8 protein-coding genes are annotated in these 15662 nt (G+C 62.6%); 5 read left to right on the top strand and 3 right to left on the bottom strand.

Annotation, left to right across the window (positions count from 1 at the left end):
* Positions 1 to 103 precede the first annotated feature (103 nt).
* The 5 genes from V6607_RS03830 (at position 104) to V6607_RS03810 (ending at position 12283) form a co-directional block, all read left to right on the top strand.
* Entirely contained in the window at positions 104 to 1000 is an 897-nt protein-coding gene (locus V6607_RS03830; RefSeq protein WP_003212270.1) for a LysR family transcriptional regulator, read from the top strand.
* Positions 1001 to 1108: 108 nt separating this feature from the next.
* Positions 1109 to 2548, top strand: a complete 1440-nt coding sequence (locus tag V6607_RS03825) for an AbgT family transporter (protein ID WP_134325695.1) — start codon at positions 1109 to 1111, stop codon at positions 2546 to 2548.
* Between the two features lie 19 nt (positions 2549 to 2567).
* Positions 2568 to 4370, top strand: a complete 1803-nt coding sequence (locus tag V6607_RS03820) for a CocE/NonD family hydrolase (protein WP_134327628.1) — start codon at positions 2568 to 2570, stop codon at positions 4368 to 4370.
* 64 nt (positions 4371 to 4434) lie between these two features.
* Positions 4435 to 10179, top strand: a complete 5745-nt coding sequence (locus tag V6607_RS03815) for a membrane-targeted effector domain-containing toxin (RefSeq protein ID WP_338743203.1) — start codon at positions 4435 to 4437, stop codon at positions 10177 to 10179.
* A gap of 184 nt (positions 10180 to 10363) precedes the next feature.
* On the top strand, positions 10364 to 12283 hold the full coding sequence (locus V6607_RS03810; protein WP_134325693.1) for a methyl-accepting chemotaxis protein: 1920 nt from the start codon (positions 10364 to 10366) through the stop codon (positions 12281 to 12283).
* Positions 12284 to 12934: 651 nt separating this feature from the next.
* Here the strand turns inward: V6607_RS03810 and V6607_RS03805 are convergent.
* Genes V6607_RS03805 through V6607_RS03795 form a run of 3 tightly spaced genes read right to left on the bottom strand, consistent with a single transcriptional unit; the run spans position 12935 to position 15658 of the window.
* Positions 12935 to 13303 carry a glyoxalase superfamily protein gene (locus tag V6607_RS03805; RefSeq protein ID WP_003212279.1) on the bottom strand — a complete coding sequence of 123 codons (369 nt, stop codon included), beginning with the start codon at positions 13301 to 13303 and terminating at the stop codon, positions 12935 to 12937.
* 29 nt (positions 13304 to 13332) lie between these two features.
* Positions 13333 to 14796, bottom strand: coding sequence for a D-aminoacylase (locus tag V6607_RS03800; RefSeq protein WP_134325692.1), 1464 nt, complete (start codon positions 14794 to 14796; stop codon positions 13333 to 13335).
* Between the two features lies 1 nt (position 14797).
* Positions 14798 to 15658 (bottom strand): MurR/RpiR family transcriptional regulator, encoded by an 861-nt coding sequence (locus V6607_RS03795; protein ID WP_087693435.1) that lies wholly within the window; start codon positions 15656 to 15658, stop codon positions 14798 to 14800.
* Positions 15659 to 15662: the final 4 nt, after the last annotated feature.

Here is a 15662-nt window from a genome sequence, read left to right as displayed (position 1 = left end):
GTCGCATTGCGGCGGACACTAACGGCTCCTCGAACGCCCGGCAACGTTATGCGAGAAGCGCATCAGGCTATGCGCAAAGCCCTCAAACCACAGGAAAATCACGGTGAATCTCAAGCAGCTCGAAGCCTTCAAGGCGATCATGTCCACCGGTTCGACCATCGGTGCGGCGACCCGCATGGGCCTGTCGCAATCCGCGGTCAGCCGGTTGTTGAGCCAGCTGGAAGAGGCATTGGGTTTCGCGTTGTTCCTGCGCAAAAAGGGCCGCTTGATGGCGACCCCGGAGGCTGAAGAACTGCTCGCCGAAGTGGCCGGCCTGGTCGACGGCATGCAGCGTATCCAGCGCCTGGCAGATGAGATGCGCGTGGGCCGTTCGCGCAAGAGCCTGATCAAGGTCGGGGTGCCCACCAGCATGACCCAGGAGCTGCTGCCGCGGATCGTCGCCGAGTTTCTCAAGGGCCGGGAAGACATCGTCGTCGAGCTGCTGACCGGTTCCTACGACATGATCGAACGGGCCGTGCTCGACCGCTCCGCCGACCTCGGTTTTGTGCGCTTGCCTACCGAGATTCCCGACTTCGAGATTGAACCGGTGCTGGAAACCGAAGGCGTGTGCGTGATGCCCGCTGACCATCCGCTGACCCGCCACGCCTGCATCGAAGTGCAACACTTGCGGGACGTGCCGCTGGTAATGCTGGGCCGGCAACGGGCCCTGCGGGCGGAGTTGAACCAGGTGTTTCGCGCAGCCAACCTGACGCCACAGGTGCGGGTGGAAGTGCACTCGGTGGGCGCCGCGTGCAGCTTTGTCGCCGAGGGGTTGGGGGTGTCGATCGTCAATGGTTTGCTGGCCAGCCACTTCATGCATTTGCCGATTGTGGTCCGCCCGTTTCGACCCGCGTTGCCCTATGCATTCGGCCTGGCGTTTCGCGCGGATGAACCCAGGTCCAAGGTGGTGACGGCGTTTGCCGAGCACCTCAAGCACCGCCTGGCCGCACAAAACGCATAGCCCAACCCAGCCCGCGCATAACGTTGTCGCCGTTAAAACTTTGCCCTAGTGTCCGCTCCACAAGTGTCACCCGACACAACAATAACAGCGCACACCGGGGCAACCAGCATGACCGAACCGCAGATCGTCCGTACCCACTCGCCCACTGAAACGCCGGTGGAAAAACCCGCGCAGCGCAAGCAGATCAACCCGGCCATCATTCTGTTGAGCATCGTGCTGCTGGCTGTCGCCTTCACCTACGCGGTGAACTCGGGCAAGTTCCAGCGCCAGAACGGCCTGGTGGTTCCGGGCTCCTATCAGGTGCTGGAAAAGCACGACTCCCTGGGCCAACTGTTCTCCCTCGAACCGCGCAAGGCCAGCGATATGGTCGCTCGGCCGGTATCGTTGGTCGAGGGCTTCATGGCCATTCCCCAAGGCATCGAAAAACGCGCCGCGCTGATTTTCATGGTGCTGTTCATCGGTGGGATGTTCGGCGTGTTGAACAAGGCCGGTGTGATTGATGCCGGTCTTGAACGCCTGCTGGGGCTGACCCGGGGCAATATCTACGTGCTGGTGCCCAGCCTGATGCTGGTGTTTTCCGCCGGCAGCACCTTCATGGGCCTGGCCAAGGAATTCATCCTGATCGTGCCGTTGATGGTGGCCATGGCCAACCGCCTGGGGCTGTCGAACCTGATCGGCCTGGCCATCGTGACCATCTCGGTGAAGATCGGCTACCTGGCCTCCATCTCCAACCCGGTGGCGCTGTCCGTGGCACAGCCGATGGTGGGGCTGCCGATTTTCAGCGGCCTGAGCATGCGCGTCCTGGCCTACTGCACGTTCCTGCTGGTGGGCATCGCGTTCGTACTGTGGAGTATCCGCAAGCACGGGTTTGATGCCAGCGCGCAGATCACCTTCGAACGCAAACCGCTGCCCCTGCGCCACCTGCTGAACCTGATCGTGCTGGGGGCCGGCATTGGTTTCCTGGTATACGCCTCGAACCGCTGGGAGTGGAAATACCACGAGCTGTCGGCGTTCTACCTGCTGCTGACCGTGGCGTTCAGCGTAATCGCCGGCCTGGGTGCCAGCACCGCCGCCAGCGCCTTTGTCGACGGCATGAAAAAGGTGCTGATCGCCGGTGTGTTGATCGGCCTGGCGACCGCCGTGGAAATCATCCTCAGCACCGGCCAGGTGCTCGACACCATCGTCAACAACCTCGCCAACCTGGTGGGCGATCATGGCCCGGTGGTCTCGGCCTACGGCATGTTCTTCGCACAGCTGGGCCTGGATGTACTGATCCCGTCCACCTCGGGGCAGGCGGCGGTGACCATGCCGATCTTCGGGCCGCTGGGACAGCTCTCCGGCGTCAGCCCGCAAACCACGGTGTTCGCGTTTTTGATGGGCAACGGCCTGACCAACATGATCACCCCGACCTCCAGCGGCCTATTGGTATTGCTGGCCACCGCCAACGTCGGCTGGGGCCAGTGGGCACGCTACATCCTGCCGCTGTTTCTGATCTATGCGGTGCTGGCGATGGTGTTGTTGGCCATTGCCGTAGGCACCGGGTACTGAACCCATGAGTGTTTTTCCCATGCAGACGTTGCACAACCAGATGATCGCCATGCGCGACGGCATCCACCTGGCCACCGATATCTACTTGCCCCACGGTCCAGGCCCTTTTCCGGTGGTGATCGAACGCACCCCGTACGACAAGAGCAAACCATCGCGCTCGGAAATCCAGCTCGACGGCCAGCATATTTCCCGCGAGCAAATGGCCGCGCGGTTCACGGCCCAGGGCTTTGTCGCGATCTTCCAGGATTGCCGCGGGCGTTACGCCTCCGAAGGCGTGTTCACCAAATACACCGCCGAGGGCGAAGACGGTTGCGACACCCTGGCCTGGATCGTCGAGCAGCCGTGGTGCAACGGCAAGATTGGCAGCATGGGCCTGTCCTACGCCGCCCACACGCAACTGGCGATGGCCTGCCTGCATCCGCCGGGCCTCGCCAGCATGGTGCTGGACAGCGGCGGCTTCGCCAACGCCTACCAATGCGGGATTCGCCAGGGCGGCGCGCTGGAGCTCAAGCAGGCCACCTGGGCGTTTCGCCAGGCCAAGGAAAGCCCGGCGGCACTGGCGGATCCGAAGATCCTCGAAGCCCTCGAACAGGAAGACATCCACCAGTGGTTCAAGCGCATGCCGTGGCACGCCGGGCAATCGCCCCTGCGGCATGTGCCGGAGTACGAAGCCTATCTGCTGGAGCAGTGGGCCCAGGGCGACTTCGGCCCGTACTGGCAAGCGCCGGGCATCTACGCCGAGGGGCATTACCACGATCTGCCGGATATCCCGGTGCTGTTCATGTCCAGTTGGTACGACGCCTATGTCAGTTCGACACTCGCCAACTACGCGGCGTTTTGCGCCGGCAGTACGGCGCAGCATCAGTTGATCATGGGCCCCTGGCTGCATGGTGATCGCAATATCACTCACAGTGGCGATGCGCAATTTGGTGCGCCAGCGGCCTTCGACGGGCAGGTGGCGAAAGACTGGTTGAGCTGCCGCCTGGACTGGTTTGAACGCACCCTCAAGGGTTCGCCGCTACCTGCACCCGCGGCGGTGAAGGTGTTCTTGATGGGCGGTGGCACCGGTGAGCGCGATCAACAGGGGCGCTTGCAACATGGCGGGCACTGGATCGACAGTCATCAATGGCCGCTACCGGATAGCCGGCAACTCACCCTGCACCTCACCGCACAACGCCAACTGCAACCTGAACCACCGACCACCGAGGGCCAGCTCAGCTACTGCGCCGACCCGGCCGATCCGGTGCCGACCATCGGTGGCGCCCTGACCTCCGGCGCGCCGATTTTTGTCGGCGGAGCTTTCGACCAACGCGAGCGGGCGGACTTCTTCGGTACCCGTGGCGACCAGCGCCCCCTGGCCGAGCGCAGCGATGTCTTAAGCTTCCAGACCGAGCCACTCAGCCACGACCTGATCGTCGCAGGCCCGCTGCGCGTAGAGCTATGGATCGACAGCGATGCGCCCGACACCGACTTCACCGCCAAACTGGTCGACGTCTACCCGGACGGCTACGCCATGAACATCACCGACGGCATCCTGCGGGCCCGCTACCGAAACACCTGGGAGCACCCCATCCTGCTGACCCCGGGTGAGCGGGTCAAGGTGGTGATCGAACCCTTCGCCACCTGCAATCTGTTCCAGCGCGGCCACCGGTTGCGCCTGGATATCGCCAGCAGCAACTTCCCGCGCTTTGACGTCAACCCCAACAGCGGCGAAGCACCCGGCCAGGCAGAACATCCCAGGGTGGCGCGCAACACGCTACACCTGAGTACCGATTGCCCGTCACGCCTGATACTGACCGTGGTCGAGGCCTTGAGTAACTAACTACCGCCATCCACACGCCGAGACTGCGCACCCTCAGGGACCATTGACTCCCTGAGGACCGGCCATGCCCGCCCAGCCCCCGAACACATCACCACTTACCCCGGAACAACTGAACGGCTACCTGCTGCAAATCGGTCATCGTCTACAGATTTTCCCCAACGGCCACGCACCGGCAGCGCAGTCTTCTACCGAGTTGCTGGAGGTGCAGGCATTGCACACCGCCCTGGCAGAAGAAAGCCGCTGGAGCCTGCAGAACGCACAAGTGCATTACACCGTCCCCGGCGACTGGGTGATCCAGGGCGAGCCCGGCCGGTTGAACCGCACGCGCATCAGCCAGGCATTGCACAAGAAGCTGGCGGCCCTGGAAATCGAACGGCGGCCCAACGGCCATCTACGCAAGAACTGGATACTCGACAGCCATCAGCCAATGCTGGAGGCCGAGGCCAGGCTGAAGGTCAAGGATCGCCTGCTCAGCCCTGCCGACCAATTGCTGGTGACGAATATCGTCAGCGGTCCCGAGCTGCGCCCGGGTATCCATCGCCTGACGTTTCGCTACCGCCAGCAGACCATCGAGTTCGCCGGGGTGTTCATACTCACGCGCAGCCAGACACCGGTCACCCACCTGGAGATCGAGGACGGCGATGTGTTGCTGTTCACCCCTTCCCGAGGCCTGGAGGCTTTCACCTCGCTCAAACACCTGGATCGCACGCTGCAAGAGCGCATGAAGCAGTCGGCCTGGCGCCAGGAACTGCTGCAACACTTGCCGCGCCGTTACCAGCACTTGCGCGCGGCAAGTATCTGGCCGCTGGTGCCAGAGCCTATCGACAGCCTCCCGCTGAACGAACACACCTACAACGCCCTGCAGGACAAACAACATCAGGACATCGCGTTTGCCCTTGGCCTGGACGGCCACCCCGCGCCGACAGACGTCGCCAGAATGACCCTCGAACTGGACCAGGCGCTGCGCTGCTCGCCTTGGGACCTGTCCTCGCGCCTGGAACTGCGCGCGCAGCAGTTACTGGAAAAACTGCTGCACGAATCCGCTCCCGACTGGTACCGCAGCGCCAATGAGGCCCAGCGCAAAACCCTCGCCGAGCACCTGCGCACCTATGAACACCTCAGCCTGCAAGTGCTGGCGCTGCTCGGCACGGCGGCCTCGCCCGAGGCCATGGCGCGCCTGCAATTGCTTGAGCACCTGGACGACGACCTGGATATCCAGGGCCTGATCCCCGAGCAACTGCAGATCAGCACCGAGCGCACCCTGAAGTCAGGCAACTCGTACAACCAGCACAACAACCTGGTGCAACTGGCGGTACGTGGCTTGCACCGTGGCGATGAACACGCCGGTTCCGAGTTTCTCGAGCACACCCAACTGACCTACGCCCAGCAGCCATTGCCGCCCGAGTTCCAGGACGTCACCCCGGCTTACCTCGCCGAGCTGCTGGCCAAGGTTCAACCAAGCCTGACCTTCGCCGAAGAACAAAAGCGCGCCCACAGTTTGCCCGCCGTACAGGAAGCCATGCAGCAGATGCTCGACAGCCGCCTGCACGCGCTGGCCTACAGTGCGTCGTTGCAAAAACACATCAGTGCAGATGACTACGCACTGCTGCAGACCCTGAGTGAAGGCCCCTCGCCCACACTCACTGCCTGCTGCCTGTTCCTGCACAAGGCTCCGCTCAAGGACCTGTGGGTGCTGCGCCAGACCGATGCAACGGGCGCGGTCAAACGCTTGCTGCTGTGCACGCCTCACGCGCCACGCGCCGAACAGTTCCAGGCCTTTGGCAGCGAGCGGGAATTGCAGGCGCATATCCTCGGCTGGAGCCAGGAGATAGCGTCCGCTCCCGATTCGCGCAGCATGAAAGACTACCTGCTTGAACAACTGGTCAGCCGGATCCGACCCAAATACAGCGCGATGCTTTCCGCCCTGGGTTTTACCCCGGCCAGCCTTGAGTATTTGATGATCAGTTTCGGCGCGCCCTCCACCTATGAGGCCTGCCTGGTGGAAATGAGCACCACGACGCTGGCCATGCAGGCCGATGAATACCTGCATCAGATGCCCAAGTGGCTGAGCCAGGCATCGGCAGCCGACCGACAGAAACTCGCCGATCTCAAGGAACAGGCACTGGGCGCGGCACAGGCCTACGCCGCAAGCCCGGGTAGCCCACAACAGTTTCCCGACTTCGACAGTTACTTGCACAAGGCGGCAAAAGCCGCCCTCAACCAACTGCTCGGCAACCCGATCCCGGCGGTAGACCCAAACCTCGTGGGCGTGATCACCCCGCGCGAACGCGTCAGCTACACCACGCTGTACCGCAATGGCTACGACGCCAGCCTGGGCTTTATCAACCCCGACGCCAGCACCACCGCGCAGTTCAAGGGACCGCCCGGCGTCGACCTGAGTCGACTCACCGCGCAAACGGTGAGCAACTCGGTCAGAGGCACCTGGATCGGTGACCGCTATGTCGCCGAGGTCGAGAAAACCCTGTTGGACCCGCAAGGCCCCCACTATGCATGGCGCCGCAACATGGCCCTGGAGGTTGCCCAACTGCACATGCACGTCGCCGCGCTTGAGTGCTGCCTGCAAGGCTGCCTGGCAACAGGCGACCTGGCCTGGCTGGAAAAAAGCATCGACAGCCTGGCCGATAACAGCGATGCCGTGCGCAATCAGTATCGGCTCTATCCCCTGCACATCAGCGGGCAAGTGATCGATGGCTGCTACCTGTTCCACCACGCCAACGACCTGCCCCTGCTCTACACCCCGCACGCACCGGATGGCATCGCCTTCAGGCCGCAACGGGAATTCAACGAACGCCTGAAAAACCTTGAAGGCATGGACACCTACTACATCAGCCGGGTCGCCAGCGTTGAGCGCGCGGCGTTCGAGCCGAGGTTGCATGCGTTGGTGGCCGGCCTGCCGGCACAGCTCAAGGGGGTGTATTCCAAGCCGGTGTTCGACGAAGTGCCTCGCACCGCACTGCCGCTGAAGAACCTGCATTACCACACCTACGACAAAAAGCTGCGTCACCGTATCGACGAAGTCAAAAGTACCACCACCGGGCGCTTGCAGATGATCATGGAGCTGGTCAGCGTGATCGGCGAAATCACCATTGCCGTGCTGACTGCGCCCTTCCCGGCACTGAGCCTGGCCTTGGGCGGCTTGCTGGTGTTCAAGGATTCGATGCTCGCCCTGCATGCCTACAGCCGCAACGACACCGCCGCCGCGCTGGGACACTATCTGGGTGCGCTGCTCAATGCCGGCGGGACGTTGTTGACCGACCTGCGGCCCCTGCTGTTCGCCCCCGTCAAGCTCGCCCGTCCGCCGTTACGCCATATTGCCCGGGTGACCAAGGACCAACAGGCCATGACCTTGATCAAGCAACTGCAACCGCAGCCCCCATTGCCCCAGGGCATGCAGCCTGTGCTGTTTGCCGGCGACAGCCTGTGGGCCTCGCACACCCCGGACAGCCTGGGGCGATTCCTGTTGTTTCGCTACGACAACACCAGCGGGCAATTGCGCTCCACCGGCAAGCTGGTGAACCAGACGGTGGACGGCCAGTGGCAGCGCTCCGGTGTCATCGGTGGCATGCCTGGCCCTGAAAGACTCGGGCATCCCTATGAGTTGTCGGAAAAGTTTCGCCGGGACGTAGCGGCCGTCATCGCCCCCGAGGACCGGTCGGCGCTGTTCCTGCAGATCGCCTACCTGGATCGAGACCTCAATACCCACAGCATCTGGATCTCGCGTCGGCAACTCGCCCCGGCACTCAAACAGCACCTGGACAATGTCAGGGCCCTGACGGATGACGCCGACGCGTTTTTTGCACGGTTGCCCGCCGTGGTTCCCCGAGCCGAAACCCTGAACCCGGCGCCAGACATTGCCCTGCGTGATTTGCTTAAGCTGCTGATCGATGACGCGCACCACCTGGTGGTAGGCGAGGCACCGTTTTCCACCGCGGCTAAACAGGTGCTGATCGAAAACATGCAGTACCTGCGCGAACTGAACGTGACGGTTCTCTATATCGAGCCGCTGTGGCGCGACATTCATCACTTGAAAACCCATTCACGGTTTTCCAGTGGTCTCTCCAAACGGGCCGAGGGCCAGCTCAAATCCATCGACAAGGAAAATTACCGCGACCCCGACGGGTTGCACGGCCACTGGATGCTGGTAAACACCGCGCAACAGCACGGGATTGAGGTTCGGCCGTTGAACGCCTCAAGCTCCTACGACCTGGAAAACACCCTGTGCCTGTTTGATTCACGCCCGGCACCGATTCGCGCCAACCGGCTGACCAACTTTTACTCCCACACCCTCATCAACGATGACCAGGCGAAAAAACCGGGCGAGCGCTGGATAGCATTGGTTGATCAAAAACGCATGAGTACCTATCGCGGCACGCCGGGCCTGGCCGACCTGCAAAAGAGCATTGCCCTGCGGGTCGACGACGCCTTCGACCAACCCACCCGAGTCATCGCGGATGTGGCCGGCGGCATTCCCGGCGATGCCCTGGCCAAGGGCGACCTGAAGCTGTCGTTGCACACGGCACGCCAACCGGCGCCGCACCCGGGCCCCTCGGTGGAGCGCTCACACGCGCTACGGCCAACGCGCCCTCTGCCTGTTGAGGCGCCGCGCCACTTCAGCACCTTTGACCTGCCCCATGAACACCTGGGCCTGATCAGCGAGGAAATCACCTTGCCGATAGGCACGCGTGAAGCGCTCTTCGCCACCGCCTACAGGGAGACCGCCAGCAGCCGTCGCGCGGCGCAAACCACCTTCGACCAGACCCGCAAAAAACTTCAGGATCAGGCCCAGGCGTTTTTTACCGAACACACACCGCCTGCGCGGGGAGCACTGCCTGCGGTCGACCCGGCCCTGGATGAGGCGAAATTTATCGATCAACTGCTGGACACCGCCGATGGCCTGGTAGTCGGCGAAGCCCACGCCGGTACGTCGAGCAAAGGCTTCCTCAGCCGGCACATGGAATACCTGAAAGGCCAGCGCGAAGTAAAAACCCTGTACATGGAGCAACTCACCACCGAGCTGCATCAGGCCGACCTGGATATCGTCCACAGCCTGGGCTTTATGCCCGATGAGCTGTGGAGCTACCTCAACGCACTGGACAAAGGCCACGGCGTACCGGCCGACAGCCCCTACGGTTTTGTCAGCCTGGTACAGGTGGCGATGAAGCATAACGTGCGGATCCGCGCACTCGACTGTGTCGCCAGCTTGCGGGTGGACGGCATGCCCGGCTCCAGGACATCAATGTTCAACTACTTTGCAACCCAGGTGATCCGCGCCGATCAGCTTCAACAGGGGCCGCACAAGTGGGTCGCACTGGTGGGCGAAACGCACGCCAATACCCATCGCGGCGTGCCGGGCATTGCCGAGCTCAACAACGGCATCAGTCTGCTGCTGGACGATGTGCCGCCGGGGTCGGCCAGCGGCTTTGTGCGTGAGCCCGCCAGCGTCCAGGCGCTGCCGCGCGAGCAGCAATGGCCATTGGTGCGCTACGACTTCAAGAAAAACGTCGAAGTCGCCGGTGCGCCATTGCCGCTACCTGCCACGCCCGCACCACCCCTCAGCCTCGAACAACGCCTGCGGCGCAAAGGCGACTATCTGCTTCAGCGCACCCTGGACGACGGGTTGGAGATGGTCCATAAAAACCGCGACGGCGTACTGGTCCACACCGCGTTGCAGCAGGATGCCAGGGGGCACTTCGTCAATCGCTGGAACCTGGATGACCGCCGTTTCAGCAGCAGGGAAGCGTTGATCGACATCATCACCACCAGCAAAAGAATGCGCCAAGTCCACTGATCCTCGCACCGCCCTCTGCATGAGGGCGGTGCGACCGCTCGTCGCTCACGTTCCATAAATCCTGCCCTCACGAAAAAACCGTTTCAGCTCTCGCCAGGGCTGCCGATACCTCCTGACTACCCATCGGCTGGTCGCTACTTCCAGCAACCGGATGTACCCGCAAATCTGTTCCTGGAGGAATGCGATGAATAGTTGGTTCGGCAACATCAGCGTCAATATGAAACTGGGCCTGGGCTTCGGCCTGGTACTGGTCCTCACCTCGATCCTCGCGCTCACCGGCTGGACCAGCCTGGGCGGCCTGATCGACCGCAGCAACTGGATGAGCGACATCACCCAGCTCAACGCTTCGCTGACCAAACTGCGCATCGTGCGCCTGCAATACATGTTGGCCAACGGCGACGAAGCCGTGGCGCAAAACGTGCAGACCAGCCTCGACAGTTTTGTGGCCCAGCAACAGAAGCTGCTGGACAGCTTCAAGAGCCCGGACAACCTCAAGCTGCTCAATGAGCAAAAAGCGATCATCACCGCTTACCAACAGTCCTTGAACAAAATGCGCGAGGCCTACCGCAACGGTAACGCCGCGCGCCAGGTCATGGGCGACAAGGCTGACATCGCCAATGCGCAGATCAGTGCCCTGGACGCCAGCGTGCGCCAGATGCCCGAGAGCACCGAGCGCTTTGCCCAGTTCGAGGCCGTGACCAGCGCCAAGGAACAGTTCCAGTTGGCCCGCTACGAAGTGCGCGGCTACACCGGTAACGTCAACGCCGAGACTGAAGCCCGCGCTGCCGCGCAGATCGAGAAAGCCATCGACGGTTTGAAAGGCCTGCACGCAGCGTTTGGCGCCAGCCAACAGCCTGCACTGACAGCCCTGGAAACCGCTCTCGGCGCCTATCGCAGCGCGGTGCAGAACTACAAGGCGGCCAACGCCAACATCGTCTCGGCCCGGGCAGAAATGACCACCCAGGGCACCGACATTGTCACCATCAGCGACAAGCTGTACGACATCCAGCTGCAACGCCGCGACGCCGAAAGCGCCCAGGCCCGCAGCCTGCAACTGATCAGCACATTGCTGGCCTTGCTGGTGGGCATCGTGGCTGCGGTGATCATCACCCGCCAGATCACTCGCCCACTGCGCGAGACCCTTGCCGTGGTGGAGCGCATCGCTTCCGGTGACCTGAGCCACAACATCCAGGTGACCCGCCGCGACGAACTCGGCGTGTTGCAACAGGGCATCCAGCGCATGGGCACTACCCTGCGTGAACTGATCAGCGGCATCCGTGACGGCGTGACCCAGATCGCCAGCGCCGCCGAAGAGCTGTCGGCCGTGACCGAACAGACCAGTGCCGGGGTCAACAGCCAGAAGATCGAGACCGATCAAGTGGCCACCGCCATGCACGAAATGACTGCCACCGTGCAGGAAGTCGCACGCAACGCCGAACAAGCGTCCCAGGCTGCCTCGGCCGCCGACGGTGAAGCCCGTGCCGGTGACAAGGTGGTGGCCGAAGCCATCGCCCAGATCGAACGCCTGGCAGCTGAAGTGGCACGCTCCACCGACGCCATGACGCACCTGCAACAAGAGAGCAACAAGATCGGCAGCGTGATGGACGTGATCAAGGCCGTGGCCGAGCAGACCAACCTGCTGGCGCTCAACGCCGCCATCGAAGCCGCACGTGCCGGTGAAGCCGGTCGCGGTTTTGCGGTGGTCGCCGATGAGGTGCGCGGCCTGGCCCAGCGCACCCAGAAATCCACCGAAGAAATCGAAGGCCTGGTGGCCGGTTTGCAGAACGGCACCCAGCAAGTGGCCGCCGTGATGAACAACAGCCGCAGCCTCACCGACAGCAGCGTCGAACTGACGCGCAAGGCCGGTGTGTCACTGGAAAACATCACCCGTACGGTGTCGAATATCCAGTCGATGAACCAGCAGATCGCCGCAGCCGCCGAGCAGCAGAGTGCCGTGGCGGAAGAGATCAGCCGCAGCATCGTGAATGTGCGGGACGTGTCGGAGCAGACTGCAGCGGCCAGTGACGAGACGGCCAAGTCAAGTGTGGAACTGGCGCGTTTGGGCGGGCAGTTGCAGCAGATGGTCAGCCATTTCCGGGTGTAAATCCCAGGCACAAAAAAGCCGCCCCGGTCGAAACCGGGGCGGCCCACTTCTCAGACCTTAACGGTCATCAAAGCTGTCCCGCAGGAATTTCCACACGTGATAAACACGCAGGGAGTTCACTACGAGGTCCCACGTACGTCGTGCAAACTTGGACATACTCGGCCCTCCATCAGTTGGGCCTACCTCCAGCGCACTTACCGGAACACGTGAGCCTTCGGACGCAGGTCAATGCTTCCAGTGAGGCGGCCGGGCTTTGGTTCCTCCCGCATGAATCCGGCACGGATTACTAGCCCGTGGCGTTCGGTCCATAAATTCGCGCGCGTACCCAGCCCACCTACAAACGACATACACAGAACGGGGGCGATACTAACCAACATCCCGCTCAAAGGTGTGACCTGGGAGAACTAATCCACCGGTAACGCTCCAAGAATTTATTGCCAGTTTTTGCAATCGTCCTTAAATAGCGTAGATCTCAAAGAACTGAAAACACCGAGTGTCACCAGGCCTTGCGTGATGCCTGAACCGACAGTAGTATCCGGTCAGCAGGTCAATGCTTCCGGTGAGGCGCAACCCCAGCCGCGAACTGGGATTGCAATAAAAAACCGCCCTACTAAGGCGGTTTTTTATTGCCTGCGATTTTTGCGCGCAGCCTCAGCTGCTGACTTCTTCAACAAACACCAACCGGTTCCCAGACGGGTCGCTGATGCTCATCTCGCGGCTGCCCCATGGCGTGTCTTCAATCCCCGGCTTGGCGTTGCGGTAATGCTTGGCCAGCAACTGTTGCTGGTACGCTTCCAACCCTTGAGCCTGAATCCGCACCGCCGCACCTGGCGTGCAATCGCCATGGTGCTCGGACAAGTGCAGCACGCAGTCCCCCAGCGACACCTGCAGGTACAGCGGAAAGTTGTCTTCAAACCGGTGCTGCCAATCGACCTTGAACCCCAGGAAGTCGACGTAGAACTCCAACGTTTTGGCCTCGTCGAAACTGCGCAAGATGGGGGTGACTTTTCCTAAGTGCATGGCGATTGCTCCGTGTTTGAGAGCGGCCACTATACGGCCGCAAACCCCTTACGCAAATCCCCGCTGCGCGCCAGGAATCGTCCGGGACGCTGCCCGTTGGCTTGACCGTCGCTGTAGCTGAGCACGCCGTTGACCCACACACCGTCAATCCCTTCCGCCGCGCGCTGCGGCTCTTTGAAGTCCGCCACATCCCGCACCCGCAGCGGGTCAAACAGCACCAGATCGGCCCAGTGTCCTTCACGGATTTCACCGCGCTCGGCCAAGCCAAAGCGCGCTGCCGACAAGCCAGTCATCTTGTGCACGGCGGTGTGCAGCGGGAACAAGCCAAGGTCCCGGCTGAAATGCCCCAGTACCCGGGGAAACGCGCCCCACAGACGTGGATGAGGAAACGGATCTTCCGGCAAACCATCCGAGCCAATCATCGACAGCGGATGCGCGAGGATGCGCTGCACGTCGGTCTCGTCCATGCCGTAATACACCGCCCCGGCGGGTTGCAGGCGGCGGGCGGCGTCCATCAGCGGCACCGCCCACTCGGCGGCAATGTCCTGCAGATCCCGCCCGCCCATTTCCGGATGCGGCGTAGACCAGGTGATGGTGATGCGAAAGGCATCGGTGACTTGCTTGAGGTCCAGGGTCGAAGAGCTGGCCGCATACGGGTAGCAATCGCAGCCCACCGGATGGGTCTTGGCCGCGTGTTCCAGCGAGGCCAACAACTGCGGACTGCGCCCCCAGTTACCGGCGCCCGCGCACTTGAGGTGGGAAATAATCACCGGCGCCTTGGCATGCCGGCCGATCAGAAAAGCCTCGTCCATCGCCTCCAGCACCGGTTCGAATTCGCTGCGCAAATGGGTGGTGTACACCGCGCCATACGCCGTCAGTTCTTCACTCAACTGCAGCACTTCATCGGTCTCGGCGTTGAAGGCGCTGGCGTATGCAAGCCCGGTGGATAAACCCAGGGCACCGTCCGCCAGACTCTCCTGCAACTGCGCGCGCATCGCGGTGATTTCACCCGGCGTGGCGGTACGGTGCAGGTCGTCCATATGGTTGCTGCGCAGCGCGGTGTGGCCGATCAGCGCCGCCACATTGACGGCCGGGTGGGCGTTTTCCACCGCCGCGCGGTAATCGCTGAACCGTGGGTAGGCAAAGGCCTCGGCGGTGCCCAGCAGGTTCATCGGGTCCGGCGGATCAGCCTGCAAGCTCACGGGCGAGGCGCTGATGCCGCAGTTGCCGACAATCACCGTGGTCACGCCCTGGCTCAGCTTGGGCAGCATCTGCGGGTGACGGATCACCACCGTGTCGTCGTGGGTGTGCACGTCGATAAACCCCGGCGCCAATACGCGCCCGGCAGCCTCGATTTCATGCTCGGCGCTGTCTCGGGACAGGTCGCCGATCTTCTCGATACGCCCCTCGTGCACCGCCACATCGGCGACATAGCCTGGGGTGTTGCTGCCATCAATGATCAGCGCCTGGCGGATCAGCGTGTGGTACTTCATTTCAATCTCCAAGCGGCAGGCTGTCAGGGCCGCCGCGATAATCGTCCAGGGCCAGCTTGATCCGTCGCAGGCGTTCCTGGTTGTCATCCGGCATGGCCAAGGCCAGCTCGGTGGCGAGCACATCGATGGCCAACAGCATTCCGTAGCGCGCCGCCGTTGGCTTGTAGATAAAACTGGTTTCGGCCGGTTGCAGCGGCAGCAGCACGTCGGCCAACTGCGCCAGCGGGGAGTCCGGCAGGGTGATGGCGATGATTTTTGCGCCGTAGTTGCGTGCCAGCGCCACCACGCCCAGCACTTCTGGGGTGATGCCGGTCAGCGAGCAGACGATCAGCGCATGCTCCGGGCCCAGGGTGGCGGCGGTCACGCGCATCATCACCGGGTCGTGGCAGGCGTTGATCGAGTAGCCCAGGCGCACCAGGCGCACTTGCAACTCGTCGCTGCACAAGCTCGACGGCCCGCCCATGCCGAACGCGTGGATCATCCGCGCATTGCCCAGCAGGCTCACGGCGTCGACAAAACTGCGCTGGTTGAAACCGGACAGGTGCCGGCGCAACGTCGCCTCGATATCGCTGAGAATCTGCCGGTGAAACGCCGACTGCTCCGGCAGGCCCGCCGGGTCGAGGAAACGGCTGCCGACGCCGCTGGCCTGGGCCAGTTGCAGGCGCAGGTCACGCAGGTCGCGGCAGCCGACGCTGCGGGCAAAACGCGACAAGGTGGCGGTGCTGACCTCGGCCCGTTGGGACAATTCTTCCAGGCTGGCGGACGCTGCAAAGCCGACATCATCGAGCATCAGCCTGGCGATACGCCCTTCGCCGGCGCTGAAGGAATCCTGGCGGGCGCGGATCTGGTAGAGGATGTCCATCGGT

This window comes from Pseudomonas sp. KK18 (assembly GCF_037094675.1).
Lineage (GTDB): Bacteria > Pseudomonadota > Gammaproteobacteria > Pseudomonadales > Pseudomonadaceae > Aquipseudomonas.
The sequence above is the reverse complement of the archived record's forward strand: the minus strand, read 5'-3'. Positions and strand labels throughout refer to the sequence as shown.

Excerpts from the sequence above, each read along its gene's own strand:
- V6607_RS03800 (WP_134325692.1), bottom strand. The coding sequence starts at position 14,796 with ATGAAGTACCACACGCTGATCCGCCAGGCGCTGATCATTGATGGCAGC.
- V6607_RS03820 (WP_134327628.1), top strand. The coding sequence starts at position 2,568 with ATGCAGACGTTGCACAACCAGATGATCGCCATGCGCGACGGCATCCAC.
- V6607_RS03810 (WP_134325693.1), top strand. The coding sequence starts at position 10,364 with ATGAATAGTTGGTTCGGCAACATCAGCGTCAATATGAAACTGGGCCTG.
- V6607_RS03805 (WP_003212279.1), bottom strand. The coding sequence starts at position 13,303 with ATGCACTTAGGAAAAGTCACCCCCATCTTGCGCAGTTTCGACGAGGCC.
- V6607_RS03795 (WP_087693435.1), bottom strand. The coding sequence starts at position 15,658 with ATGGACATCCTCTACCAGATCCGCGCCCGCCAGGATTCCTTCAGCGCC.
- V6607_RS03815 (WP_338743203.1), top strand. The coding sequence starts at position 4,435 with ATGCCCGCCCAGCCCCCGAACACATCACCACTTACCCCGGAACAACTG.
- V6607_RS03825 (WP_134325695.1), top strand. The coding sequence starts at position 1,109 with ATGACCGAACCGCAGATCGTCCGTACCCACTCGCCCACTGAAACGCCG.